This window comes from Niallia sp. 03133, assembly GCF_052663225.1.
Map to the genome: position 1 here is coordinate 98,568 of NZ_JBQTCY010000003.1, position 26,469 is coordinate 125,036.

Consider the following 26,469-nt stretch of genomic DNA (forward strand, 5'->3'; position numbering starts at 1 on the left):
CCTGAATACACTTCGCTTTCCGCGGGGCTACGCCTGAGCCGCTTCGTCGCTTCACTTCTGCAGGGTCTCGTCTGTCTCGCTATTCCTACAGGAGTTTACGTGTATTCAGGCTGCTCCGTAATTCTAAAAGGTTTTTCAACTTATTAAAAAAGCAACAAACTTTTAGAAAACAGCTATTTAAAAAGATTAATTGTTATACAGTAACAGCTGAAGCTGCCATTCCTTTTACCAAGAGGGCAAAGCTTTTCATGTCGCCTACTAAATAAGTTTCTTTAACATTTGCTGGTCGCACTTCTCCATAGCGATTAATCCAGCAGGATTCAATTCCTAGCTCAGTTGCTGGCACTACATCGTACTTAAATCCAAAACCAGCATGAAGAATTTCAGATTTATCCAATCCTAATCGGTCGAGTGCTAAATGGAAGCCTTTATGGCTTGGTTTATATGCTCCTGCTTGTTCTGCTGTAATGATTTCATCAAATTCTACTCCAATTTGTTTTACTGTTTCCGCAATAATAGCATCGTCTGTATTGGTAATAAGCACAATTTTTGTGTGCTTCTTTAATTCGAGCAATGCCTCTTTTGTATCAGAAAATGGCTGCCAATTTCCCATGGATTCAGAGAATTCAATGCAATCCTGAGGGCTGAAAGGATATCCATAATCGCGGAAAGCCATTGGCAAGGTTGTTTTCAGCACTTCTTTATAAGGGCGGTATGTTTCTTGAATATAATCAAATTGAATATTTTCCCAATGTCTTTGCAGGGCAACGATATCTGCATTTTCGATCTTATATTTTTGAAGGATTCCTTTGAAAAACTTTTGAATTTCTCCTTCCCAATCAATTAAAGTCCCGAAACAATCAAACGTAATAGCTTTTGGTGCAGTCATATACAATTCCTCCTAATATATTAATAATTTAAATTTAATAAGCGACTAAGTGTAAAAATGATCATTATCTACTGCTTTATAAAGTGAACCTTTCCATCAGTGGGGGTTTTCTTCATCCCCCACTGATGGTTAGTTGAGCCTTACAGGATGTAAGCCATGCAGACGAAGACATAAGGACGTGGCGTTCTTAGTCTGTATTCTATTGTTCGGACTTTTACGGGCAGTTGTCCCCCACCTAGCTTCCTCGATTTTTCAGGATCTTGAGGTGGGGGTCTTACTGCCAGTTAAGAGTGGGATAAAGTACATCTATTCATTATTTTCCAACAACAGAAGCAACTTCTGATTCTCTAAAAACCTCAAGTGCTTGGGTGAAATCAGCAATTAAATCATCTGCGTCTTCAATCCCTACGGATAATCTGAACATGCCTGGCGTGATTCCCATTGTACGTCTTACATCATCCGGTACATGGCTGTGGGAAGATGTACATGTATGGTTTAATGTAGAACGAAGCCCTCCTAATGTTGGTGCGTAGTGAGCAAAATGCAGATTGTTCATAAATGCATCGATTTTTTCCATATCTTCTGGAACGATAAAGCTTAACATGCCGCTATATCCTTTATCGGTGAACATTTTTTTCGCAAGATCATGCTGTGGGAAGCTCTTGAGGCTTGGATGGTTTACTTTTGTTACGAAAGGATGATTTTCTAACGCTTTTGCCAGTTTTGCTGCTGTTTCCATTTGTTTTGGTACACGAAGCTCAATCGTGTGCAGTCCTCGAAGAATTAACCAAGAGCTGAATGGATCTCCAGGTGTTCCGCAAAGCATGCGAACTGGATGAATCTCGTCGATTATCTTTTCAGAAGCGGTAATAGAACCCCCGATTGCATCACTATGACCATTTACATATTTTGTTAAACTGTTAATAACGATATCTGCACCACATTCAATTGGCTTAATAGCTAGAGGAGTGGTAAAGGTATTGTCCACCATTAGGTAAGCACCTTCTGCATGAGCAATATCCGCTAATCCTTCCAAATCAGCTAATGCCATTGTTGGATTACTCATTACTTCTGTATAAAGCATTTTTGTATTTGGTTTTATCGTATTAGCAACCGTTTCTAGTGAACTAAAGTCAACAAGATCTGATTCGATTCCAAACTTTTTCATCAGCAATACCATTACATCGTATGTTTCCCCATATATATCGGAATTGCAGATAATATGGTCTCCTGGTTTTAACACAGTCATTAATGTAGTCGTGATTGCTCCCATCCCAGAAGAAAAGATGAGTGATTTTTCTCCGCCTTCCAAATAAGAGATAGCCTCTGCAAGCAAATCTCGATTTGGATTGCAAGTACGGATATATGTATATCCTTTTTCAGAGTAGGTATCTTTCACCTCTGATAAATTATCCATCGTAAAAGCAGTTGTTAAGAAAATAGGTGCAACTTCGGGCTTTAAATCCATCCCTTTTATTTTTTCTCCTTTATATAACAACTCTGATGCTCTTGAAAACTGCATTTCTTCCTTAAAAAATTCCATCCTATTCTCTTCCTTTCTTGTTTGTATTTTTTGTATGCTGACTCGCTTATTTGTTTTGATGAAGAAATTTAACAAGCTGTCAGCTGCAAAATATAAAATAAGCATATACAAGATGTAAATATCTTGTTATTGCTTGTTTGTGTTACCAATAGCATAAACTCTATCATTGCTAAAGAGTCAACAGAATTTTCTAAAAATTTTCACAAAAGTTTAAAATAATATATTTTAAAGAGAAGCATTGCAGATATCGATAAGAAAAAACAGCACGTTCATAGCTGATACATGCTGTTAGAGTGTAGATATATTTTTATTTGCAGGAACTTAAGGCTGATCGAAAACGTTTGTATTTCGAGGCGTGAAGCCTTGGGAGGAGCGGCGGGCAACAGGACGTTGCGCAGTTAGTCGATTTTCCCTTCATACGTACTTAGTCGTTAATCCTCTGTTTACCTGTAATGAGCTCCGAGCAAGGCGAACAACGAAGAAATCGAGCGTTTGTCGACAGCCTGACAGCATGTTCATAGCTGGTACATGCTGTTTCCTGTGCTTATTTAGAAGGGGGAAGAAGAATTTGTACTTCATACATACAATGAGAATATTCAACAAGATTATCCTCGTATTCGTTGGCTAAAATTAAAGTAGGCTTTGGACTATTTTTAAAGAATTCTGATACGATTGCTGGATTCCATTGATCTGTCAGAATTCGCCCGCGGAAACATAAATATTCACCAGCTGGGATTTCCATAATATACTCAGATTCCATTTTTGGGTCGTCCTTTAAAAACATTCCAAGATGAAGGGGTTTTAGTTTCTTTTCTATTAAATAATCAAAATCTAATGTATACGAAAATTGACGTTTATATTTTAGCAATTTTAATGGTGCACTGCTTTTTGTTTCATTTAGTCGTATATGGTAGGAAGTGGAGCTTTCTCCTGGAAGGCAAGGGACGGCAACCATATATCGTTTATCTAGCTGCAGTTTATACGGTATATCCGGGAAACTATCGGTTCCAATATATTGGAAATAATTAATATACCATTCGATATCTTCCACTGTTTCTTGAGCTTTTTTAACTTCCTGTATATATTTTTCTTTTTGTTTTTCTAAATAGGGCAGCAAAGTATCAACACTGCCATTTGAGAGAATTGTGTCAATCTCTGTAAGAGAAAGGCCGAAACTTTGTAAGTATTTTAACCGATCAATATAGTGAAATTGATCTACTGAATAATATCGATATCCTGTATCAGGATTAGTATATCGAGGGTTGATTAATCTAATTTTGCTGTAGTGTCGAAGTGTTTGAACTGAAATACCCATTAGTTTTGCTGTTTCTCCGATAGAATATAGGTTTTTCAATGGATTGCTCCTTTCATTTATGTTGCCCGATAGGCCTTTTTTATGTAATCAGTATTAATATTTGAAGTTAGATAATGGTCTAGCTCCGGTTTTTCTTATCTGTTATTTAGTCGGACCACTTTTATCCACTTCAAAGCTTCTCTCACCTCGCTTGCGTAGTCAACATCGAATCACTACGTTCTTCGTGTTTCCTTTATCACGTTTTAACGGGCAGTAAGAAAGTACAATAAAAATGGATAGCGCACAAAAAACTGCCCGTAAAAACCTGATCGACTCAACTAACCATTAGGGAAAGATCATCCCCTGATGGAAGGTTCGCCTTATCTCACTTAAGGTACACAAATTAAGAACGCCACATCCTTATGTCTTCATTGTGTGATCCACATCCTGTGGAACTCAGCTTATTCTGTCGATGAGCAAGGGAGCTTGCGCTTTTTTTATTATAACTGAATTTTTAGATATTTTTAATAATCAAATATAAAAAAATGTAAAGATTCATATAACTCTTTACTAAGATTAGGGTTTTAATAAACATAAAAAAGCTGCTGACTACCACCTTAATAAAATATATACATAATAATAGAAAAAATAGGATTGAAAACCAATAATGAAGGAAGAGGAAGGGGCATAGCAAAGGAAAATGATCTTTGTGTACCCATTATTTTACTAATTTCCCCCTATTAACAGATGAAGCTCCCAATATCTTAGAAGGGAGCTTTTGTAATCAGATGGATTGGAATTACTACCTGATTTCTGGAAATTTTTGCTAGATGAAATAGTTTAATTGACAGCTATAAATCTATTTGGAGAAAGATGGTCAATGGAATAAGTGCTTGCGTTTTTTAATAGGATATCTGCTGCTAATTTACCAATAGCAGGTGCCATTTTGAATCCGTGGCCTGAAAAACCGCATGCCACCATGATATTACTATCATCTGGCAATCTTCCAACAATAGCATGGTGATCAGGAGTATACCCTTCCATATAGGCGCTGACACGAACTGGATCGGGATAAAGATCAGGCAAATGATCTTGTACTAATTGTTTAATGCTTGCTAGTTCTTCTAATTCAATCGTTCTGTTTAAAGAATCCGGATCTATCATTCGATCATTTGTTGTTGTGCTTCGTGATATTTTTACGGTTGCACCATCAACAGATGGTATTCCATAATAATAGACATGGTTTCCTTCTCTTTGGAAAACGGGAAATGTATCGGGCGAAAATAATTGTAAATCCTTCGGGACAAACCAAGTATTAATTAATCTCCTCACTTCGATAAGTTTGTTAAAATAAGGAAGAAGTGTACTGGCCCATGGTCCTGTAGTGATGAGGACTTGGCCAAATTTATACTCCCTTCCATTTGCCTTCACACATACACCATTTTTATCAGAGTTAATTTCTTCAACACGAGTCTGCCGGTAAACCATTGCACCAAGCTCTTCTGCTCGTTGTACAGCAGAAACAATCGCATATTGAGGACGGAGAAAGCCTGCATGCTTGTCTAAAATGGCTATTTGATTCGGCAAAAGCTTATGTTGAGGAAATCTTTTTTTTGCATCATCAAAGGAAAGTATTTCATGATCCAACTGAAATGTATGAATACTTTCAATCATATTTGTTAAGGAAATCGAATTTTGGTCACCAATAGCGAGCCCATCTGTTTGGGTATAGAGGTCATTTCCAGTTTCAAATTCTAGCTGCAACCACAAATTTTTTGCTTCTTTTAATAAGGGGATATATTCTAAACCAGAAGGGTAGGCAGTTCTAAAAATCCGTGTTTCTCCACCAGCAGCAGAACGATCATGGCCAGTGCCAAATTGTTCAAATCCAATGATAGAAGCACCGCTTTTGGCTAATTGCCACATTGCCATGCTTCCCATCGTTCCAATTCCAATGATACCAATATCTGCATCAAACATGTTAGCACCCCTTTTCTATTTTAGATCCGTTTTTATATCATTCTCAGGTAACGAATAATTCACTATTAAAACAATATAAACTCTATCCTAATGAGAGAGTTTATATTGTTATGAAATAATCTAATTAAATGATGTTGCTGTTAGCAGAAATTTAATGTAAATGAAAACACTATATAATAGAAGAAACACGGAAAAAAAGGAAAAAATATTCTTTTCTTTACTATATTAATACGGAAGGAAGCTTCCCCTTTTTCAGTCAAAGTCCCTCAGTCCGTACGTCGATAAGTAAGGCGCTTTCGCTTTTCTTAAGAGATAAGAAAGTATAAGTTTTCTGAAGTCAGATAGCTGTCTAGCTCCAGCGCCTATTACCTATCGAACTTCAGGTCTTCTCCCTACGATAAGTCAACATCGATTCGCTAACGCTCATCGTGTTTCCTTTATCTCAGTCGAAGCTCTTCCAGTTCGTACGGCAATGACCAAGGCGCTTTCGCTTTTCTTAAGAGATAAGAAAGTATAAGTTTTCTGAAGTCAGATAGCTGTCTAGCTCCAGCGCCTATTGCCTATCGAACTTCAGGTCTTCTCCCTACGATAAGTCAACATCGATTCGCTAACGCTCATCGTGTTTCCTTTATCTCAGTCGAAGCTCTTCCAGTTCGTACGGCAATGACCAAGGCGCTTGAGCTTTTCTTATTTAATATAGCTGATTTCTTCATTGAATACATCGAGTGCTTGTGAGAAGTCAGCAATTAAATCATCAGGACTTTCAATTCCTACAGATACTCTTAAAAGTCCAAAAGTAATACCCATTTTAAGTCGTTCTTCTTCTGGTACTGCATAATGGGAAGAGCTGACGGGATGAGAGATGGTTGTTCGATAGCCTCCTAAAGTCATAGCATAATGAGCTATTTTTAAACGACGCATAAATTCATTTATTTTTTCTCTATTGTTTGGCATTTCGAAGCTGAGCATTCCGCCATATCCATTTTCGAAAATCTTCTGTGCTAATTCATTTTGAGGGTGGCCGTCTAGACTAGGGTGGTGAACCTTCAGCACATTTGGATGCTTTTCTAAAGCTTTTGCGAGTTTTGCAGCATTGTCCATTTGTTTTTGAACACGAAGATCCATTGTACGCATTCCTCTTTGACACATCCAGGCATCAAATGGGTTTGCGGTTGTGCCTAACAAAACTTGCAGGCTGTAGGCTTTTTTTATAATTTCTTCAGAAGCTGTAATAGAACCAACTGAGACATCACTATGACCATTAGCAAACTTGGTTAAACTATTGATCGTAATATCTGCTCCTTTTTCAATAGGACGTATAACAAGAGAGGTTGTGAAAGTATTATCCACTACCAGCTTTGCTTTATTCTCATGAGCGATAGCGGCTAAAGCTTCTATATCTACTATAGTAATCATTGGGTTAGAAATCGTTTCTGTATACAAAACTTTGGTATTAGGCTGAATAGAATTATGTACTTCCTCTAAATTGGTGAAATCTATAAAAGTAACAGAAATCCCAAACTTTGATAATCCTTCAAGTAGATCAATTGTCTCCCCATAAAGTGTTTTGTCGGATAAAACATGATCACCTTGTTCTAAAATAGAAAGTAAAGCTGTGGAGATAGCTGCCATTCCGCAGCTGAAAATGAGAGAGTTTTCCCCTTTTTCCAGATATGTTACTAATTCTGCTAAAGCATTGCGATTTGGATTTCTTGTTCTAATATAGGTATAACCTTGAACAGAATACATATCCTCTAAATCATCTAGATCCTCTACATTAAATGCTGTAGTTAAATAGAGAGGAGCTGCTTCTGGAGAATCTGCCCTTCCTTTAAGGTAAGCACCTTTATTCAATATTTCTGTTTCCCTGCTGAACATTTTTTCATCCATTATAATTCCTCCTTCAGTTTGTTGAAATTTAGGTGGTTGATAATAAAACAAATAGATAAAGGGAGATGCAGATTCGTAGATTCGTTTGGTTTTTTATATCTGAATTTTCCGAAAATGAATCAGATAATGTGTCCAAACCTCATAAATTTCTTTGTTGAAATTATTATAAACTCTATTATTGCTATACAGTCAACAGCATGAATGAATTTAGAAAAATAGACTTCTCGTAAAAATTTTTTTTTAGTATATTCATTATTTTTTTATGAGATTTTTATTTTAAATGGGGGAAAGGCAACAAAGCCTTAATTTTAAAGGAAAAGGGATACAATTTGAGGCAAAAAAAGTTTCGATTGAGATCAAAATAAATATTCTAAAAAGTATAAAAATTAAAATTATTTCATTTTTTTATTATTGACAAGTAAATATTCCTGTTTATATACTAGCATCAAGTTAACAGTCAAACGTAAGGTTTTCTACCATATGAGTAATAGCCTTGCATTTCACAATAAAATTAGACTAGTTTTATCCCACTCTTAACGGGTGGTAAGCCCCCTGCCTCTAAATGCTGAGAAATCGAGGAAGCTAGGTGGGGATAAGTGCCCGTAAGGTCCGATAAGTTCAACTAACCATCAGTGGGCGGATGAAGAAAGCCCCCACTGATGGAAAGGTTCACTTTATACATAATGTATCCTTGGCCAAGGGTAAATAAAATGATTGAAGGGGGAATCGAAAGCAATATACTTCAGAACTACAGATACAATAATTGCAAAGTTAGCCTGATCATCATCTACCTACCACAACTTTGGAACAAACTCATCAAGAAATCCTCATCAATGTTATGAAATACTAACTACTAGAAATAAATTTTACTGTATTCATAGTGTAAAAATGAAAAAATTCATTGTTTCTTCATAAAGAATAGAATAATTGTTTTTAGACATTTTGTGACAATTGTTCAAGATGTAACTAAATTATGGGTGGGGGAAGTCGAAATATGTCAAAAAAATGGACAAGTATCTGGTTACTAATAGTTTGTGCAACTTTATTACTGAGTGGCTGTGTAGGCAGTAAGGCTGCTACTAAAAGTCAAGATAGATCATCGGATCAGTTAGTTTATGCGAGTACAAAAGATATCCGTGATATTAACCCACATCTTTATTCGGGAGAAATGAGTGCTCAAAATATGGTATTCGAACCTCTCGTTACGATAAATGAAAAGGGAATTCAGCCAGCACTGGCTGAGAGCTGGGATATCTCCAAAGACGGGCTTGTTTATACCTTTCATTTGAGAAAAGGCGTAACGTTTACGGATGGTGCCCCTTTTAATGCAGAAGCAGTAAAAGCAAATTTTGATGCTATATTAGGAAATATGAAACGACATGCTTGGATCAATTTTGTCTTAGAAATTAAAGATACAAAGGCTGTTGATGAAAATACTTTCCAGCTTACATTAAAACATCCGTATTATCCAACACTTACGGAGTTGGCTCTTACTCGTCCTTTCCGATTTATTTCGCCGAATAGCTTTATCGATGGAACGACAGCTAATGGCGTGAAAAGCTATGCTGGTACAGGACCTTTTAAATTAACGGAGCATAAGAAGGATCAATTTGCTATTTTTGAAGCGAATGAAAATTATTGGGGAGAAAAACCAAAATTGAAATCGGTCAAATGGAAAGTAATGCCTGATCAGCAAACCATTCTTCTTGCTCTACAGAAAGGGGAAATTGATTTATTATTTGGTTCCGATGGAGACATGGTTGACAATGATACCTTCCAGTCGTTAGAGGAAAAAGGAAAGTATAGTACACTAAAAAGCCGTCCTATTGCATCAAGAGCGATCCTTTTAAATGCTCACGCAGACTTCACAAAGGATAAAACCATTCGGGAAGCAATTCAATATGCTGTTAATAAAAGTTCGATTGCGGAGGGAATTTTAAATGGATCTGAAAAAGAAGCAGAAACGCTGCTTGCACCTAATATTCCTTACGCTGATTTAGGATTAAAAGGGATTAAATACAATCCGGATAAAGCGAATGAACTTTTAGAGGCAGATGGATGGGAATTAAAAGGTGATGGCTATCGTTATAAAGATGGAAAAAAATTAGAGATAACCATTTATTATAACGCAGACAATGCCCAAGAACGGACAATTAGCGAATCTATGCTAAACGATCTTAAAGAAGTAGGGATTAGTTTGAAAATATTAGGGGAAGAAAAACAAGCATTTTTAGATCGCCAGAAAACGGGTGAATTTGATTTAATGTATTCCCTTTCTTGGGGATTGCCGTATGATCCTCATACTTATGTATCCTCATTTAGAGTTCCAGCAACCGGTGATTACCAAACACAAGTTGGTCTAGAGAAAAAAGAATGGCTGGATCAGACAATCACTGATCTTATGATAGAGCAAGATGATAAGAAGCGACAGGATATGTATCGACAAATTTTAACCTATTTACATGAGGAATATGTGTATTTGCCTTTAACATACTCTGTTACAAAAGTAATTTATAACAAAGATGTAAAAGGTGTTGGATTCAATTTAAATCAATATGAAGTTCCTTTTGAAAAAATGTATTTTAATGAATAATTTTGCATTGCCAATCAAGCGGAAGCCTTACTCCGTTTGATTGGTAGATAGTATATATCCCATATTATAGTAAATAAAGGAGGAGTGATCATTTGAAAGGCTATATTGTGAAAAGATTAATTGCGGTCATCCCAATTATTTTCGGCATCTCCTTTTTGGCTTTTATCCTTATAAACTTACGATCGAGTGATCCAGCAGAAATAGCTTTGCGTGTTAATCAAGTGAACTCTCCAACTGATGAAATGATAGAAGAGATGCGCAGAGAATTGGGATTGGATAAACCTTTCCTCGCTCGATATGGAGAATGGATTGCTGATAGTTTACGTGGAGATTTTGGCATGAGCTATGTTTCTCATCAACCCGTTTTGAATGAAATTGCCATTGCGTTGCCAGCTACACTTTCTCTTGCTGCTGCTGCCCTTTTTATTATTCTAAGTGTAAGTATTATTTTAGGTGTTCTTTCCTCCATTTTTGAAGGAAGTGTTTTTGATAAGTTTATACGTGCTTTTGTATTTATAGGTGCTGCGATGCCTAGTTTCTGGATTGGCATTCTGCTCATGTGGTTCTTTTCGGTAAACCTGGGATGGTTTGATACAAGTGGGATGGAGAGGCCAAGCTCTATTATTCTCCCTGCAGTAACACTGTCGCTTGCTTTTGTTTCCACATATGTGCGACTTATTCGAAACAATATGATCAAAAACAAAAATGAAAATTTTACTTTTTATGCACAAGTAAGAGGACTAAAAGGGAGTACGATCATCAGAAAGTTGTTTAAAAACTCTCTCCATACATCTTTGACCGCGCTAGGGATGTCTATTCCAAAATTGATTGCAGGCACCGTAATTGTAGAAAATATTTTTGCTTGGCCAGGGATAGGACGTTTATGTGTTACAGCTATCTTTAATTCAGATTTGCCGATTATTCAAGCATATATTCTATTAATGGGTATTTTATTTGTTTTTTGCAATCTCGTAGTTGATATTATGAACACATTACTTGATCCACGATTAAGAAAGGAGATGTAATATGACTTTTTGGGGGCGTTTAATGGCTGACAAAGTGGCTGTGCTAAGTATGTCTATTATTCTATTAGTTGCTGCTGCTGGGATTTTTGCACCGATTCTTGCTCCGCATGATCCTACAAAAATGAATATGGTTCATAAATATGCAGGGATGAGTGCAATGCATCCTTTAGGAACAGACAATTTAGGACGATGCATCCTATCAAGGCTTCTTTATGGCATTCGAACAACAATTTTGTATGCTTTAATTACAACGCTCATTACGATTGCTATTGGTACCATCTTAGGCATTATTGCAGGATACTTCCGTGGAAAAGTAGACGAAATTATTATGAGATTTTGTGATATCATGCTCTCTTTTCCATCGGAAGTAATGATTCTGGCTATTGTTGGTGTATTAGGACCTGGCTTGCTTAATGTAGTAATTGCCAACATTATTGCTAAATGGGCGTGGTATACACGCATGATTCGATCCGTTGTGATTCAATATACAAACAAAAATTATATACGCTTTGCCAAAGTTTCTGGCTGCAGCACGAATCATATTATGAGGAAGCATTTGCTTCCTGGTGTATCCGGTGAAGTCGCGGTTTTTGCAACACTAGATACTGGCTGGGTTATATTAAATATTTCTGCACTCTCGTTTTTAGGTTTAGGTGTACAAGCTCCAACACCTGAATGGGGAATGATGCTAAATGAAGCAAAGAATATCATGATTACCTACCCATCCCAAATGCTTGTACCTGGATTAGCTATTTTAATAGTGGTTGCTTCATTTAATTTTCTCGGCGACAGCATCCAATCTGCGCTGAATCCTAAACTTTATCAAAAGAAGGGAGCTAAAAGGAATGTCTTTACTCGAAGTAAAAAATCTATCAGTGCATGATACCCGAACAGGATTAACCATTGTAAAAAATCTTAGTTTTTCATTAGAGGCAAATACTTGCCTTGGAGTCGCAGGGGAAAGCGGCTGTGGCAAATCAATGACAGCAAAAGCTATTTTAGGTCTAACATCACCATGGCTTCAAGTGACGGGAGAAATACTTTTCGATGGCAAGAATCTTTTGAAGGAGTCTAAAAAGTCGCTAAGAAAAATAAGGGGCCAAAGGATCTGCATGATATTACAAGATGCCATGACCTCCTTTAATCCTCTTTATACAATTGGGAAGCAAATGATAGAGACATTTCGTGAAAACCTAGGGGTGAGGAAGAAGGAAGCAGTACAGCTGTCACTAGAAGCACTTGAAAAAATGTGTATTCATAATCCAGAACAGGTGATGGAGAAATATCCGCATCAACTGTCAGGAGGAATGCTTCAACGATGCATGATTGCAATTGCCTTGACAATGAAGCCGGATATTATTATAGCAGATGAACCAACCACTGCGTTGGATTGCATCAATCAACGAGAAGTGGTGGAAGAATTTAAGCGACTTCGTGAACTAACTGGAACGGCTCTCCTCTTTATTTCACATGATTTGGGAGTAGTGCAATATTTAGCTGAAAATATCATCGTTATTCGCAACGGGGAAAGTGTAGAATATGGAAATGCAGAAGAAGTGTTTGCAAAACCAAGCCATTCTTTTACGAAATATTTAATCGATACAAGAGTAAGCTTGGCTGAATCATTCCAACAATCCATGCTGAGGAGGGTATAAACATGTTTATGCAAGTAGAGAATGTTTATAAAAGCTATAACAAAGAAGGCGGTTTTTTTTATAGTGGCAAGCTGGACGTATTAAAAGGCATTGATTTTTCGATAAAAGAAGGAGAATGCGTGGGCTTGATTGGAGAGAGTGGCAGTGGCAAAAGCACGCTAAGCCGAGTCATTTTAGGTTTAGAAAAGCCGAAGCAAGGCTCTGTAATAATTGAAGGGATTTCTGCCTCTAAATGGATGAAAGAAAATCGCGGTGGAATGAGTGTTGTTTTTCAAGATTATACTTCTTCTGTAAATCCGTTTTTTACAATTAAAAATATTATTGCAGAGCCTATGATAATGGCGGGGGATAAAAAAAATCTTCACGAGAAAATTTGTGCACTGCTTGAAAAAGTAGGCCTTCCATCAACCATGATCAATAAATATCCACATGAGCTTAGTGGAGGACAGCTTCAGCGAGTATGTATTGCCAGAGCAATTTCCACTCATCCTAAATTCGTCGTCTTGGATGAAGCAATCAGTTCGTTGGATGTGTCCGTTCAATCTCAAATATTAGAACTGCTCCATAAATTGAAGCATGAAATGAATATGACCTATCTTTTTGTCGCTCATGATTTACAAGCCGTTGCTAATTTGTGTGACAGGATTCTTTTTCTTCATAAAGGAAAAATAGTAGAAGATTTAGCAAGTGATGAATTAGCCCTCGCAACAAATGACTATGCGCAAAGGCTGTTAAATTCCGTAATGCCATTATGTATAGGCAAAAATAAATGCAACCTGAATAAAAATCTTCCTCCCCTTCAAGTAGTATAATGTGAGGAAATGCTTAGCCTTTTTATCGAAAAAGATATCTGAAAATTCATAATCGTAGAAAAAGGGAGCGCCAAAAGAAGAAATATTTTTTGGCCTCCTTTTTTCTAAACTTAAATTACATAAACACTACTAGCTAGAATCGTTTTAATAACAAACAGGAGGAACTTCTATGAAACTTAAATTTATTGCTCTAGCATCTTTTGTTCTTTTGCTATTGGCGGGATGCGCTTCTACTCAAAATAATAGTATGGACAATATGGATCATACGAATATGAACCATGGGGAGATGGATAGGAAGAAAGAAGAGAAAGAAAAAGATAAAAAAGTGGATAATGTGCAAGCCGTAGAAACGAAAACAATGACTGGAAATGTATTTACACTCGTTGCAAAAGAAGTAAAGCATTCGTTAAATGAAAAAGTGAGCGTGAATGCATGGACATTTAATGGTTCCGTTCCGGGAACTCAAATAAGAGTGAAGGAAGGAGAGAAGGTTAAAATTACATTGAAAAATGAACTTCCTGATCCAGTTTCGATTCATTGGCATGGACTTCCTGTTCCAAATGAAGTGGATGGTATACCTGGGGTAACTCAAAATGCTGTTAAACCTGGAGAATCCTTTACGTATGAATTTACTGCTTCCGATGTTGGAACCTATATGTATCATTCTCATCAAGATAGTGTAAATCAAGTGGATAAAGGTCTCTATGGTTCTTTTATTGTTGAGCCGAAAGAAAAAACCTATGATCGTGATTATTCACTGCTTTTAGATGAATGGATGAGCAGCCCTGAGGAATCGGCTTCTTCCATGGGTGGAATGGACCATAGTAATATGAGTGGAATGGATGAGGAAGAAAAGGAAAGCGAAGATAGTCACAGTATGGAATCGATGGGGCATAGCATGGATAATTACGATGTTTTTACCATTAATGGAAAGAGTGGAAACTCCGTTGAATCTATTCCGGTTAAAGAAGGAGAGAGAGTTCGTATTCGGTTAGCGAATATTGGCTATATGTCTCATAAGATTCATCTGCATGGTCATAAATTTAAGGTTGCTGCAATTGATGGACAGGAATTAAAGGAACCAAAGGAAATAAAAGATCAACTTATAACGATTGCACCCGGTGAACGATATGATATTGAATTTTTAGCAGACAATCCGGGGAAATGGTATTTGGAGTGCCATGGTGATATGAAAGGTGCAGAGGGGATGAAAGCACTCATTCAGTATGAAGGGGCAGCTGATTCCAAAGATAAAACCAATCAGGCTGACGATTTGCCAGAATTTCAATTTGTTAATTATGGAGAAAAGAAAAGCGAAGGGTTCGCTTTAGACCAACAATACAATGTAGAATATACGATGGATCTTAATACAAAAATGAATAGTAAGGATATGGTCTATACTATTAATGGAAAGACATTTCCTGATATTGAACATATCTCCGTTAAAGAGGGAGATTTTGTAAAAGTGAAGTTGATTAATAATTCCATGATGGATGATCATCCAATGCACTTGCATGGACAATTTTTTCAAATATTAAGCAAAAACGGGAAGCAGGTAACAGGCACTATTATAAAAGATACGGTTAATTTAAAACCAGGGGATGAATATGTCATCGCATTTAAAGCAGATAATCCGGGGAATTGGATGTTCCATTGTCATGACCTGCATCATGCTTCGGCAGGAATGGCAACAATGGTGAATTATAAAGGTTATACCCCAAATTTCACACTAGATCCTGAAGTGAATAATATACCAGAATAGTAGTGTGCGAAGACCTACACTCTAGCTATGAACCTTGTTCTGATTCATGCGATCAAATCGACAAGGTTATAGTATCCTTTACTTTATTCCATTTGGAAAAAAGACAATGGGAAGGATCCTCATGAAACGAAACTAGATTTAGCTTCATCTATGCTGAAACAATTAGAGAATCAACTTGCACCTATGGGTGGCTATGGATAGCTGGTATTTGGCCAAAGAACTCTATCTAGAGATAAAAAACTTGAATTTGATTGGGTGACGAAAGCAAAAAGCAATACCCCTTTGACTGCAAGACAACGATCCATGAGAAAGAGAGATTCATCGCGATCCGACCAGAAGCATTATTTAAAGAGGCCAAGCCCATCTTTTCTTTCTGGAGAAAGAAAAGAACATTAAGGATATCTTAAAAGCCCGTTTTAAAACCTGTTAAGGCTGTTGTCACCGCAAATTTAGAAGAAGACCAAGAAAGTAGTGAATCGGAAGATATTTTCGCCTTGCTGATCAGTAATCAATTAGGTGCTCAAACTACACAAATTGTTCAAATTTATAAAAAAGATGGTCTATTGAAATTTATTTCAGAAATGCAAAGCAAGAAATAGGGTTAAACGATTGTCATTCAACCGATGAAAATCATGTCCATGCTCATTTAAGTCTTTTAATGGTTGCTGAATCCTTGGTCCGATTTGCTTAAGGGAAATTCAATGAAAAAAACGGGTAAGAAAAATGAAATCATCTACGGCCAAGTAGTTGATCTTCTTTTTCATACCTGCTGCGAAGTCTGAGTTAAAAACAAGGACTCAATTCAAGTTTATAGGCACAGAAATTTGCAAGGTTTTTAAATGAAAATTGGCCTCATCACTTAACGATGGCTTGGTTTGATAGGAAATGAAATGAAATTAAATTGGGGTTTATACCCAATGAGTGGGTAAGTCCTGATAAGCTCCTTTATTTAATATTTCGGTTTGCCTGGTGAGGTTGGTTTCCTTCATTGATATGTTCTCCTCATATGCAACAGAGTTGTTATTTGAAAATTATAAACTCTATGATTACTTCATAGTCAAACCGAATCGGATGTTATTTTACACAAATTAAAGTAAATTCGCTCTATTGTGTAAGATAACTTAACATAGAAATAATAAATTTCAAAAAAATATTGACTTTTTAGCAACGATAGAGTTTATCATCAATTTAAGAGTCAGGATCCGGTGGAAAATGCGCTTCGGTTAAACCATGTTAATTATCCAACGGATGAAATGATTCAGGCTATGCGTACAGAGTTCGGGATTGATAAACAGTTTTTGGAACGGTACTTTACATGGCTGGACAGTCTCAGCAAAGGGGATTTTGGTCTAAGTCTATGTGACTCGCACACCGGTTGCCGATGAAATCGCCCGGTCCTTGACGGAAACGCTCTATCTAGCCGTAGTTGCGATCATATTATCCTTGTCACAAGTGCTGCCCTGGGCGTTCTTTACTCCATTTAGGAACCGGTATTTTTGCGTTGTTTCTTGCCCCGCATGACCCTTTAGAAATAGACATTATGCATAAACAAGCGGGGATGAGCATGTCACATCTTTTAGGAACAGACGCCTAGAGACGACGTGTTCTCTCCAGACTGATTTACGGAATCCGAACCACCATTTTTTTAAAATAGGAGGGAATGTTATGGAAAAAACGACAGTCACTTTGCAAGATGTACGGGAAGCGGCGGAGCGTATCCACCCCTATATTCGCCGCACTCCGTTGCTCCAGGAGAAGAACATGGATAAAGTACTGGGGTGTCAGACCTATATCAAGCCCGAGATGCTCCAGATAACCGGTGCTTTTAAGCTGAGAGGCGCACTGAGCAAGATTCTGTCTTTGACCCCGGACGAACTGAAGAAGGGAATCATCACCAGCTCATCCGGAAATCACGCTCAGGCTGTCGCTTACGCCGGACAGATGCTCGGCATCCATACAACGGTGGTAATCCCGGAGGACGCACCGGCCATCAAGATTGAGAATGCCAAAGCCATGGGAGCCGAGGTGATCGTGTGGGACCGCAGATATGTCGAGCGCTGGAAGAAGGTTCGTGAAGAGGTGGCGGAGCACGGTTACATCATCGTCCATGCCTATGAGGACTACACTGTTATGGCGGGCCATGGTACCATTGCCATGGAAATTATGGAAGATCTGCCCGACGTAGGCACCGTGCTGGTACCTATTGGCGGCGGTGGACTGATCTCGGGTATTTCCACAGCCTTAAAAGAGTCAAAACCGAATGTGCGGGTGATCGGTGTTCAGGCCGCTGCCAGCTGTGCTTACTATTTCAGCCGCCAGAACGGACATCCGTCTGCGGCGCCGAGTCTCCCTACAGTGGCGGACGGTCTCTCCTGCAGATGGCCGGGTGAGAACCCCTATCCCATCATCGAGAAGTATGTGGATGACATAGTTGTCGTAGAGGAAGAAGATATCAAAGAAGCTGTGAGATTGGTGGCACACGGTGCCAAGCTGGTGGCGGAGCCTTCCGCCTGCGTGGGAATTGCTGCTCTGTTGTCCGGCAAGGTGAAGACGCGGCCGGATGAGAAAGTCTGCTCGGTGTTGACCTCTGGCAATTGGGACATCGATATGATCGGGAAGATCCTTAAAGGAGAGCATGTAGAAGGCGTTTTGTAAGAGAAGCAAAAGTGAAGACTTTTCCACTGAGAGCAAATTTTGATATAAAAGGAGAATACAAAAATGGAAACTTTACTGTTGAACAAGGAAGAAGTAGGCAGCCTTATTGACTTAGACGCGATACTCGCGGCGGTGGAGGACGGCTATCGGTCCTTCAACAGCGGTCTGGTGGTTCAGCCGAATTTCATGGCCGTAACATTGCCCGGTACGCACGAAGGTATTGACTTCAAGGGAGGTCTGGACATAGGTGGTGGATACATCACCCTGAAGGCGTCCTCCGGTGGATATGACAACAATCCGAAATTAGGTCTGCCCACGGGCATGAACACCGTGCTGTTGTTCGATGCTAAGACCAGCGCTCTGAAGTGCATTATGGACGGCACCTGGATCACTGGCTGCCGCACTGGCGCTGCTGGCGCCATCTCGGTGAAGTACCTGGCACGTGCCGATGCAGAAAAACTGTGCATCATCGGAGCAGGTAACCAGGCCCGGAGACAACTGCGTGCTATTATGCGAATGCGAAAGCTGACAGAGGTGCGGGTGTGCAATGCCTCGCCGGAGTTCCTGGACTCTTATGTGAAGGAGATGTCCGAGGAAACGGGACTGAAGATTCGCAAATACGCAACGGCTGAAGAAGCGGTACGGGGCGCCGATATTGTGGTGACCACCACCCGCGCTCGCAGCGGTCCTATAGTGAAAAAAGAATGGATACAGCCCGGTACACATATCGTGGCGATCGGCGCTGATATGCCGGATAAGCAAGAACTGTGTGCCGATGTTTATGCCGGGGCAAAGGTCGTTAATGACTCTATTGACCTGTGCTTGAAAAGCGGAGAGACCCACAATGCTGTGAAGGCCGGTATTATTCGGCCGGAGGATATTCACGCCGAGATTGGTGAGATTATCTTACGCCATAAGCCCGGCCGTGAGAGCCCAGACGAGGTGACAATCTTTGATACCGTCGGTATGGCCATTCAAGACAATGTGACCGCTGCGATGCTCTACAAAGGTGCCTTGGAGAAGGCCCTTGGAGCCCGGTACGCATTTTTCAATTAAAGAGCAGGATACATAATACATAAAAACGGGCACCCCGCGGCGATTTTGATTCACCGCAGGCGCCCGTTTTTTATAACAGTACAACTATGAACGAAGTGGAAGCTTAATTGAAAACAGATAGAGGAGTGTAATGGGGATGTGCCCGTTTTTGCACACTTTCAGAACAAATCTAAAATTTGTAAAGGTGTTTGAAAAAGTCGGAGTGGAATTTCCCTATAAATAGGATGTTAACATCTTTGCAGTGTACAGTGTTATGTTACGTTAATGATAATGAAAGAGAGATTGAATGAGTGGTGAACTGATATCAAAAAAAGATTTATTGGATCTGACTGGGATTTCGTATGGCCAATTGTACAGATGGAAGTGGAAAAACTTAATTCCTGAGAAGTGGTTTATTCGTAAATCTACTTTTACTGGGCAGGAGACGTTTTTCCAAAAGAAAAAATATTCGATAGAATTGAAAAAATTCAAGCAATGAAAGAAAATTTGTCGCTTGATGAATTAGCTGGCATGTTCTCCCCGAGTGTTTCTGGGCTTCAATTGAGTCAAAAAGAACTAATAGAACGAAACATTGTTTCGGTAACAGCGTTGAACTTTTTTCTGGAGAATTTCCCGCAAACTGAAAAATTACCCTTTGAAAAAATTCTTCATGTATATATATTAGAAAAGCTCTTACAGTCTGGTAATATCAACCTTTCGGAAGGGAAATTACTTTTACAAGTGCTACAGGATTACTACTAGCAAGTAAAAGAAAAAAACAGCATGGTCCTATTTATTCGAAAATTAGAAGTTTCTTCATGCCTGCTCGTTTCAAATACAGATGGCTTATATTTTGATCATGGTACAAAAGTTGTTGTAAAGATGTCCATCATGGATTGTATGGAAGAATTAAAACCAAAATTATTGTAGTGGGGGGACCCGTAAGTGAACATTGATCAAACGAAAAATTTAATCATCAACGGGTTTGGTTCATCTAATGGCGGAGAGTTTCATCAAATTCCATCAATGGAAAGGGCTTAGTAAAGGAGATATAAAGGCAGATAAATCTAAGATTAGTGGGAATGCCAAAGTAACAGGTAATGTACATCACTCAGAACTTCTTGGTTTTCAGAAAGTTACAAATTATATTTAAATACCAATTACTTACTTCAAGTGGATAAGTCCTGTAAAAATGTCAAAAATGAATACAAATAATAAAGTCAGTACCTTGTTGCATTTAATTTTGTTTAATAAAACGTTTTCTTATTTCAAGGGTAAACTGTTTTATTTTTCATAAACCTGTTATGATTGATTCAACTGTAAGTCTTTATTTTGATTTCGAGAGCAATAGGATACATAATGTTTTTTTGTATAAATATTTTACTGGAGGGATTTACTTGAACGAATCAAATCAATCAAGTGGGCAAGAAACAGGAAAGAAGAAAATTAGTCTGCAAGAAGCGATGAAACAACAGCTTGCAAATAAAAAAAAGCAGGCACAAGCTGGCAAAGCGAATATAAATGGCAATCAAAAAATGCAAAAGTTGAGTAGTCAGCAGACAAAAAAGCCAAATAATCAAAGAAAACGCACGGGTGTGTAATGAACGGCCAAAATAGAAAAGATATTGCTCCAGGCAAGACTGTAGAAATAGTGCTGAAAGCAGATCAAAAAACAGGGAAGCGTACAGTTGGCGTTGTAAAAGATATATTAACCAACTCTTTCTTCCATCCGCATGGGATTAAGGTAAGATTAACGGATGGACAAGTTGGAAGGGTACAGTTGATTAGGGAAGATTAAAAGTCGGGTGGTGCAGGTGACCGCCCGACTTTTTAACGCTGATAATCAAGGCGCATGCACTTTTATTGGTAGCATTTTCTTTAATAAATCGTGCTTCTTTCTGATAAATATGAGCAATTTACGAGACAGTGAATGAAATAGTTTTATATAATAATCCTATTTCATTAAATATTTTTTCAGGAGGGGTGATTGTCATGACGAAAAAATACCCGATCGCATTATGGACCTTGGTTATTGGTGCTTTTGCCATTGGGATGACGGAGTTTGTCATTATGGGGTTATTGCCAGAAGTGGCTCAGGATGTTCATTCTACAATTCCTCAAGCAGGGCAGCTAATTACAGGATATGCGCTGGGAGTGGCAGTGGGTGGTCCGATTCTTGTTGTTATCACTTATAAGATGGCGCAAAAGAATCTATTAATGCTGCTGATGCTTATTTTTTGCATAGGAAATTTACTAGCGACAGTTGCGGAAAACTACAGCTTTTTAATGGCATCTCGTTTAATCACATCATTAGCACACGGTTCTTTTTTTGGGGTAGGTGCCATAATGGCAGCGAATTTAGTGGAGTATTCCCGCCGTGCAAGCGCAATGGCATTGATGTTCACAGGACTTACGGTTGCCAATATATTAGGCGTGCCTTTTGGAACATTTATTGGACAGCAGCTAGGATGGAGAAGTACCTTTTTTATTATTGCAATCATAGGATTCATCACATTAATAGGCATCTTCCTGCTTGTTCCGAAAAATAAGGAACAAAAGAAAGGCAATATAAAACAAGAGCTAGTAGTATTAAAAAGCGGCAATCTTTGGCTTGCACTGCTTATTGCTATGTTTAGTTTTGGAAGTGTATTTACACTGGTAACATATATTACACCGGTTTTAACTGATGTAACAGGCTATCAATCCTCGACGGTTTCTTGGCTGCTAGTTGTCTTTGGTCTAGGTGTAACTTTCGGAAACATCGTAGGTGGAAAGATGGCAGACTGGAATATTAATAAATCGCTGTTTATTAGTTTATCTGCTTTAGTAGTTTATTTATTTATATTCTATCTATTCCAATTCTCCGCTATACTCATGGTGCCTGGTATATTTATTTTTGGTGTGTTGGCTTTTGCCATGATTCCCATGCTTCAGTTTCGAATATTGGGAGTATCAGCTGATGCTCCGACACTTGCAAGTACATTAAATCAATCGGCATTGAATTTAGGAAATGCTGGAGGGGCTTTTATTGGTGGAATGTCTGTCGAGTATTTGCCTCTAAAGGATCTAGTTTTAGTCGCACCATTTATTACTGTTATTGGACTTTTATTGTTTTACGTGCAAGTGCAGACAACAAAAGTAAGAAATCCATTGTAAGTTGATGTATGTTGCAAATGAATATTTATCAGAGAAATAACCGTTCAAAAAGAGGGATGAATTTACTTGTTTTAGTAAATTTATCCCTCTTTTCATTTGGAAACTAAAAAGATGAGAGTGGATTGACGATGACGTAAGGAAGTAGCATAATTAGAAGATTTTGCTTTGTTTCCCTCACTCTTAATGCTAAACCTCACAGTATTTAGTTCTATATGAATCTTTTGTGAACTTCATCCTTTTACCGTTATATAAGGAGTTCATTCACAGTAAAATAAATTTGAACAGTGTTCTAATTTAAAAATCTAAGTGTTTTTTATCCCACTCTTAACGGGCAGTAAGACCCCAATGTCATTAAGTTAAACTTCAATATATTGGAAATTGATTAAAAAGAGGAATAAGCGTTAGGTTTTCCGAGGCTTACTGCTCGCTTTCCATGGGGCTACGCTTGAGCCTCCTCGTCGCAGACGCTCCTGTGGGGGGGCTCACCTGTCTCGCAATTCCCATAGGAGTCGAGCAGACGCCACTTAAACCAATCATTTTTAATATATTACAATTTATGGAATCTTAAGTTGATAAAGGCTAGATAAAAGGAGGTCAAATGAATAATCAAAATCAACTTTCACAAAAAAGGGAGAAAAAAAGAAAGCTCATTTTACAAGCAGCGAGCGAAATTATTAGGATGGAAGGGATGGAGAAGCTTTCCATACGGAAAATAGCAAAAAAAATAAATAGTGCATCATCCAATATCTATCACTATTTTGTTGATAAAGAAGATATTGTAAATAGCTTAATGACAGAAGGGTATCGTAACATTGTTCACTCTCTTCCTACACAAGATTTTATTCAGAATCCAAAAGAAAGGCTAACGGAAGGATTGAGAACCTACATAGAGTCCGCACTAAAGAATTCGGATGAATATATAGGGATGTTGGTAAATAGCTCACCTGTACTATTAGAGCATACCTCTCTTCTATTTGAAGGTGCTTCCTTAAAAAGAGAGGCTCTCTCCATGCTCTATCAATTGATTAAAGAGATGCTGCCTGATGATATAGAGCCTTCACAATTAGAATTGATTGCGCAATCCGTTTGGACTGCTACTTTTGGATTGATTATCAAATTAATTTTGGAAAAAGACCTTCCAATCGAACAAAGACAGAAACTTATGGAGACGCATTTGAGTATAACGGCTGCAGGTATATTGGTTTTTCAGGATCAAGAAAAATAATAACAAAGGAAGAAAAATGAATGAAACATAAAAACTGGATAAGCGCACTAACTATTATTTTAAAAAATATAAAAGAGCCTTTGAAAGAGAATTTTTAGAAAATAAAGAGGTGGGAATCTTGCAATCTATTATTATCTATTCGACAAAACATGGGACAGTGGAAAAGGCAGTGAATAAGTTAAAGCAAGAAATGGAAGGGACAGTGGATTCTTTTCATTTAAAGAAGGAAGCAATACCATCTTTGGAAAAGTATGATGTAGTTATTTTAGGCGGCTCGATTTATATGGGGAAAATTCAAAAAGAGATGTCTCAATATATGAAGGATCATTTAGAGCTTTTATTAAAAAAGAGAGTCGGGCTTTTTTTATGTGCAGGTCAGCCAAATACAGAAGAATTACTGAAAGAATGGGAAAAAGCATTTCCAGCAGAATTATCTAAACATGCATTGGCAAAAGAAACGTTCGGTTATGAATTTGATTTTATGAAAATGAACTTTTTTGAAAAATTGATCGTCCGGAAGGTACAAGGAATAAAAGAAAGCAGGTTTGCATTATCTCAAAAAAAGATCGCGCAGTTTGCAGGGAAATTGATTTAATCGTCCTAGCAGTATACGAAATCCGTTGAATCTCCAGAAATGATTATATTAGGATTAACAAATAATGCATAAGAACGAACGTTATTATCAGCTAGACCTGTTTCAGATCTAGCTATTACTCCTTTATCAACTAAACTTGTAACTAGCTTACTTATTTTTGATTTATCCCACTCTTAACGGGCAGTAAGACCCCCACCTCAAGATGAGGTTATCTTATATACCTTCAAGCTATTCTATATAAAAAGAAATAGATTATTTATTTTCTGATTGAATAAATGGTATATAAGTAGATTTATCACCTAGTCTGCATGTTATTATGGCATTTTTCCCTGCATCATTTAAAACAGATTCTTGTCCAAAAATGCTGTTGATAACTTTATTATGCGTATTTACGTGAGCCTTTTCCATTAGAATACTATTTTCAATTGTACAGTTACGAAGAACGCAGCAATTCTGAATGGAGACGAATGGACCGATTACTGCATTTTCCAACACGCAGTCTTCACCAATGGATACATCTCCAATAAACACACAATTTTCGATCCGAGTATTATTGCCAATCTTTACTTTTCCTTTATTGTATTTTGAAAGCATCCATGAATTTGCCTCCAGCCAACGATCATGTGTGCCTACATCAAAGAGTGGCTGTGTAGTTTCAATATATGCTACCTCGTTTCCATGATCTATTAACCATTGAATGGCATCTGTAATTTCATATTCCCCCCGACCTGAAGGTTGTATTTTATGAATCGCCTCAAATATGGATGGTTGAAATACATAAGCCCCCATTACTGCCATATCACTTCTCGGGATAGAGGGCTTTTCTTCTAATTGACTAATCTGGCCATTTTCTATCAATGCAACTCCGAATTCTTGTGGATTCGGTACTTTTTTTAATAGAACAGAAGATTTACCATTTTTTGTGGAATCTACTAGCTTGCTTAAACCTTCCGTAATTAAGTTATCTGCAAGAAGAAGTGTAAAAGGATCTTGGCCAACGAAATCTTGAACAGATTGAAGTGCATGGGCAATACCCTTTTGTTCTAATTGTTCAAATACCTGAATGTCCAAATCGAGAAGAGAGAGGGAATCTAAATAGTTTATTATTTCCGTTTGACTTGGATGAATTACTATACCAATCTCTTTAATATCAATTTCTTTTAGCAAGTTTATCCCATGATAGAGCAATGGAATGTTTAAAACAGGCAATAAAGTTTTCGGCAAGGTAAAGGTAAATGGCTGCATCCTAGTGCCACGGCCGGCACATAGCAGTATACCTTTCATTGAAATCACCTCCTTTATTATGACAACAGTATATGTTTTCTGGGGAATAATGAAACGGACAACCATCTACACTACTCGAATTTCGGGCTAGTATTAATAATATGAAGATTAGAATTGAATGAGAATATCTACATGAAAATAAAAGCGGAGCAATTTAATGATTTCCGGTAAATGGGAATGAGTATTTATATAATAAATAAGTTTTTTAATGATATTTTTATTAATTCGTTTAGCGATTTTTATAAAAAAACTCTCTACCGTCATTCCTTCTACATTTCTTGTATACTAGGCTAACTTTGTATAGAGATGCTTATGTTTATCCCACTCTTAACGGGCAGTAAAACCCCCACTGATGGAATGTTCACTTTATAATGAACCTCTAGAGGTCAGTAAGATTTAGTTGTATACGTGTAGTCAAGATGAATATACAACTTCAGATTTATGATATTTACTATTTATGTATAAACTATACTGTTCAAAAAATCCCAAAAAAATCTATAACGTGTTCAAAGGTTGTAACCACTCCTTACATTTAAAACCTAAACTACTTCATGCAGCAGGGGAAAATTACTTGACATTGACACAATGTCAATCTTTATAATCAAGATAATTCAAAAAGTAAGGAGGAGATCCGTATTACCATAAATGAAGTGGTAAGGCAAACCGGCGTTAGCGCACGTTCCCTTCGATATTATGAGAAAAAGAAGCTGTTGATTCCGAAACGAACCAAAAATGGATATCGGCATTACGGTCAAGCTGACATCGAGCGCATCCAACTGATCAAATTTTACTTAGGACTTGGGCTTAGGACGAATGAAATCGCACGTATCGTAGAATGTCCTGAAAACGAGTCAGTCGATCATTTCCAATGCGCGTACGAGGCAATCTCGCTCTATGAAAGCAAGCTAAAAGAAGTCCAGCAGCAAATAGAGGTACTTAAAGAGCAAGAAAACAAATTATTTGAAACGCTGTTTTGCTGGAAAGAAATTCAGAATCGGCTAAATCAAGGGCTCCCCTTAGAAAGAAAGGAAGCGTAAAACGTGGAGAGAAGCACCTATACCGAAACGAATTCATCA

The 26,469-nt window shown here is 37.8% G+C and carries 21 protein-coding genes and 1 pseudogene; 16 read left to right on the plus strand and 6 right to left on the minus strand.

Annotated elements, in window-relative coordinates; translation table 11 throughout:
* Positions 1–193: 193 nt before the first annotated feature.
* The 5 genes from ACTYBU_RS05155 to ACTYBU_RS05175 all read right to left on the minus strand — a co-directional run bounded on the left by ACTYBU_RS05155 (position 194) and on the right by ACTYBU_RS05175 (position 7,596).
* Entirely contained in the window at positions 194–889 is a 696-nt protein-coding gene (locus tag ACTYBU_RS05155; RefSeq protein WP_445487707.1) for a haloacid dehalogenase type II, read from the minus strand.
* A 313-nt stretch (positions 890–1,202) separates the two neighbouring features.
* On the minus strand, positions 1,203–2,432 hold the full coding sequence (locus ACTYBU_RS05160; protein ID WP_445487709.1) for a trans-sulfuration enzyme family protein: 1,230 nt from the start codon (positions 2,430–2,432) through the stop codon (positions 1,203–1,205).
* Between the two features lie 544 nt (positions 2,433–2,976).
* The gene (locus ACTYBU_RS05165; protein ID WP_445487711.1) at positions 2,977–3,786 is read right to left on the minus strand and encodes a MerR family transcriptional regulator; all 810 of its coding nucleotides are present in this window, start codon (positions 3,784–3,786) and stop codon (positions 2,977–2,979) included.
* A 780-nt stretch (positions 3,787–4,566) separates the two neighbouring features.
* Entirely contained in the window at positions 4,567–5,706 is a 1,140-nt protein-coding gene (gene solA / locus ACTYBU_RS05170) for an N-methyl-L-tryptophan oxidase (protein WP_445487713.1), read from the minus strand.
* A 687-nt stretch (positions 5,707–6,393) separates the two neighbouring features.
* Positions 6,394–7,596 (minus strand): trans-sulfuration enzyme family protein, encoded by a 1,203-nt coding sequence (locus ACTYBU_RS05175; RefSeq protein WP_445487715.1) that lies wholly within the window; start codon positions 7,594–7,596, stop codon positions 6,394–6,396.
* A 994-nt stretch (positions 7,597–8,590) separates the two neighbouring features.
* Between ACTYBU_RS05175 and nikA the strand changes: the two genes are divergently transcribed.
* The 15 genes and pseudogenes from nikA to ACTYBU_RS05250 all read left to right on the plus strand — a co-directional run bounded on the left by nikA (position 8,591) and on the right by ACTYBU_RS05250 (position 24,109).
* Positions 8,591–10,189 (plus strand): nickel ABC transporter substrate-binding protein, encoded by a 1,599-nt coding sequence (nikA, locus tag ACTYBU_RS05180; protein WP_445487716.1) that lies wholly within the window; start codon positions 8,591–8,593, stop codon positions 10,187–10,189.
* Positions 10,190–10,281: 92 nt separating this feature from the next.
* Positions 10,282–11,214, plus strand: a complete 933-nt coding sequence (gene opp1B / locus ACTYBU_RS05185; RefSeq protein WP_445487718.1) for a nickel/cobalt ABC transporter permease — start codon at positions 10,282–10,284, stop codon at positions 11,212–11,214.
* Between the two features lies 1 nt (position 11,215).
* The gene (opp1C, locus tag ACTYBU_RS05190) at positions 11,216–12,097 is read left to right on the plus strand and encodes a nickel/cobalt ABC transporter permease (protein ID WP_445487719.1); all 882 of its coding nucleotides are present in this window, start codon (positions 11,216–11,218) and stop codon (positions 12,095–12,097) included.
* Complete coding sequence (locus tag ACTYBU_RS05195) at positions 12,060–12,869, plus strand: ABC transporter ATP-binding protein (protein WP_445487720.1); 810 nt, start codon at positions 12,060–12,062, stop codon at positions 12,867–12,869. The genes opp1C and ACTYBU_RS05195 overlap by 38 nt, the downstream gene beginning before the upstream one ends.
* A 2-nt stretch (positions 12,870–12,871) precedes the next feature.
* On the plus strand, positions 12,872–13,681 hold the full coding sequence (locus tag ACTYBU_RS05200; RefSeq protein WP_445487722.1) for an ABC transporter ATP-binding protein: 810 nt from the start codon (positions 12,872–12,874) through the stop codon (positions 13,679–13,681).
* A 169-nt stretch (positions 13,682–13,850) separates the two neighbouring features.
* Positions 13,851–15,443 (plus strand): multicopper oxidase family protein, encoded by a 1,593-nt coding sequence (locus ACTYBU_RS05205; RefSeq protein ID WP_445487724.1) that lies wholly within the window; start codon positions 13,851–13,853, stop codon positions 15,441–15,443.
* Between the two features lie 562 nt (positions 15,444–16,005).
* A complete protein-coding gene (locus ACTYBU_RS05210) occupies positions 16,006–16,134 on the plus strand; it encodes a hypothetical protein (RefSeq protein WP_445488134.1) in 129 nt (42 codons plus the stop codon).
* A gap of 974 nt (positions 16,135–17,108) precedes the next feature.
* Positions 17,109–18,098 (plus strand): threonine ammonia-lyase, encoded by a 990-nt coding sequence (locus tag ACTYBU_RS05215; RefSeq protein ID WP_445487725.1) that lies wholly within the window; start codon positions 17,109–17,111, stop codon positions 18,096–18,098.
* 63 nt (positions 18,099–18,161) lie between these two features.
* Positions 18,162–19,154, plus strand: a complete 993-nt coding sequence (locus ACTYBU_RS05220; protein ID WP_445487727.1) for an ornithine cyclodeaminase family protein — start codon at positions 18,162–18,164, stop codon at positions 19,152–19,154.
* Positions 19,155–19,440: 286 nt separating this feature from the next.
* A pseudogene (locus ACTYBU_RS05225) lies at positions 19,441–20,063 on the plus strand (YhbD family protein).
* Positions 20,064–20,530: 467 nt separating this feature from the next.
* Positions 20,531–20,734, plus strand: a complete 204-nt coding sequence (locus ACTYBU_RS05230; RefSeq protein ID WP_445488150.1) for a hypothetical protein — start codon at positions 20,531–20,533, stop codon at positions 20,732–20,734.
* Positions 20,734–20,931 (plus strand): YwbE family protein, encoded by a 198-nt coding sequence (locus ACTYBU_RS05235; protein WP_445487729.1) that lies wholly within the window; start codon positions 20,734–20,736, stop codon positions 20,929–20,931. The genes ACTYBU_RS05230 and ACTYBU_RS05235 overlap by 1 nt, the downstream gene beginning before the upstream one ends.
* Before the next feature lie 194 nt (positions 20,932–21,125).
* Complete coding sequence (locus ACTYBU_RS05240) at positions 21,126–22,289, plus strand: MFS transporter (RefSeq protein WP_445487730.1); 1,164 nt, start codon at positions 21,126–21,128, stop codon at positions 22,287–22,289.
* A gap of 598 nt (positions 22,290–22,887) precedes the next feature.
* Positions 22,888–23,514 (plus strand): TetR/AcrR family transcriptional regulator, encoded by a 627-nt coding sequence (locus ACTYBU_RS05245; RefSeq protein WP_445487732.1) that lies wholly within the window; start codon positions 22,888–22,890, stop codon positions 23,512–23,514.
* 118 nt (positions 23,515–23,632) lie between these two features.
* A complete protein-coding gene (locus tag ACTYBU_RS05250; protein ID WP_445487733.1) occupies positions 23,633–24,109 on the plus strand; it encodes a flavodoxin domain-containing protein in 477 nt (158 codons plus the stop codon).
* Between the two features lie 252 nt (positions 24,110–24,361).
* On the opposite strand, the gene ACTYBU_RS05255 is transcribed toward ACTYBU_RS05250, so the two are convergent.
* Positions 24,362–25,393: a sugar phosphate nucleotidyltransferase gene (locus ACTYBU_RS05255; protein WP_445487735.1), complete on the minus strand. Its 1,032-nt coding sequence runs from the start codon at positions 25,391–25,393 to the stop codon at positions 24,362–24,364.
* Positions 25,394–26,043: 650 nt separating this feature from the next.
* Between ACTYBU_RS05255 and ACTYBU_RS05260 the strand changes: the two genes are divergently transcribed.
* A complete protein-coding gene (locus ACTYBU_RS05260) occupies positions 26,044–26,430 on the plus strand; it encodes a MerR family transcriptional regulator (protein ID WP_445487737.1) in 387 nt (128 codons plus the stop codon).
* Positions 26,431–26,469 lie beyond the last annotated feature (39 nt).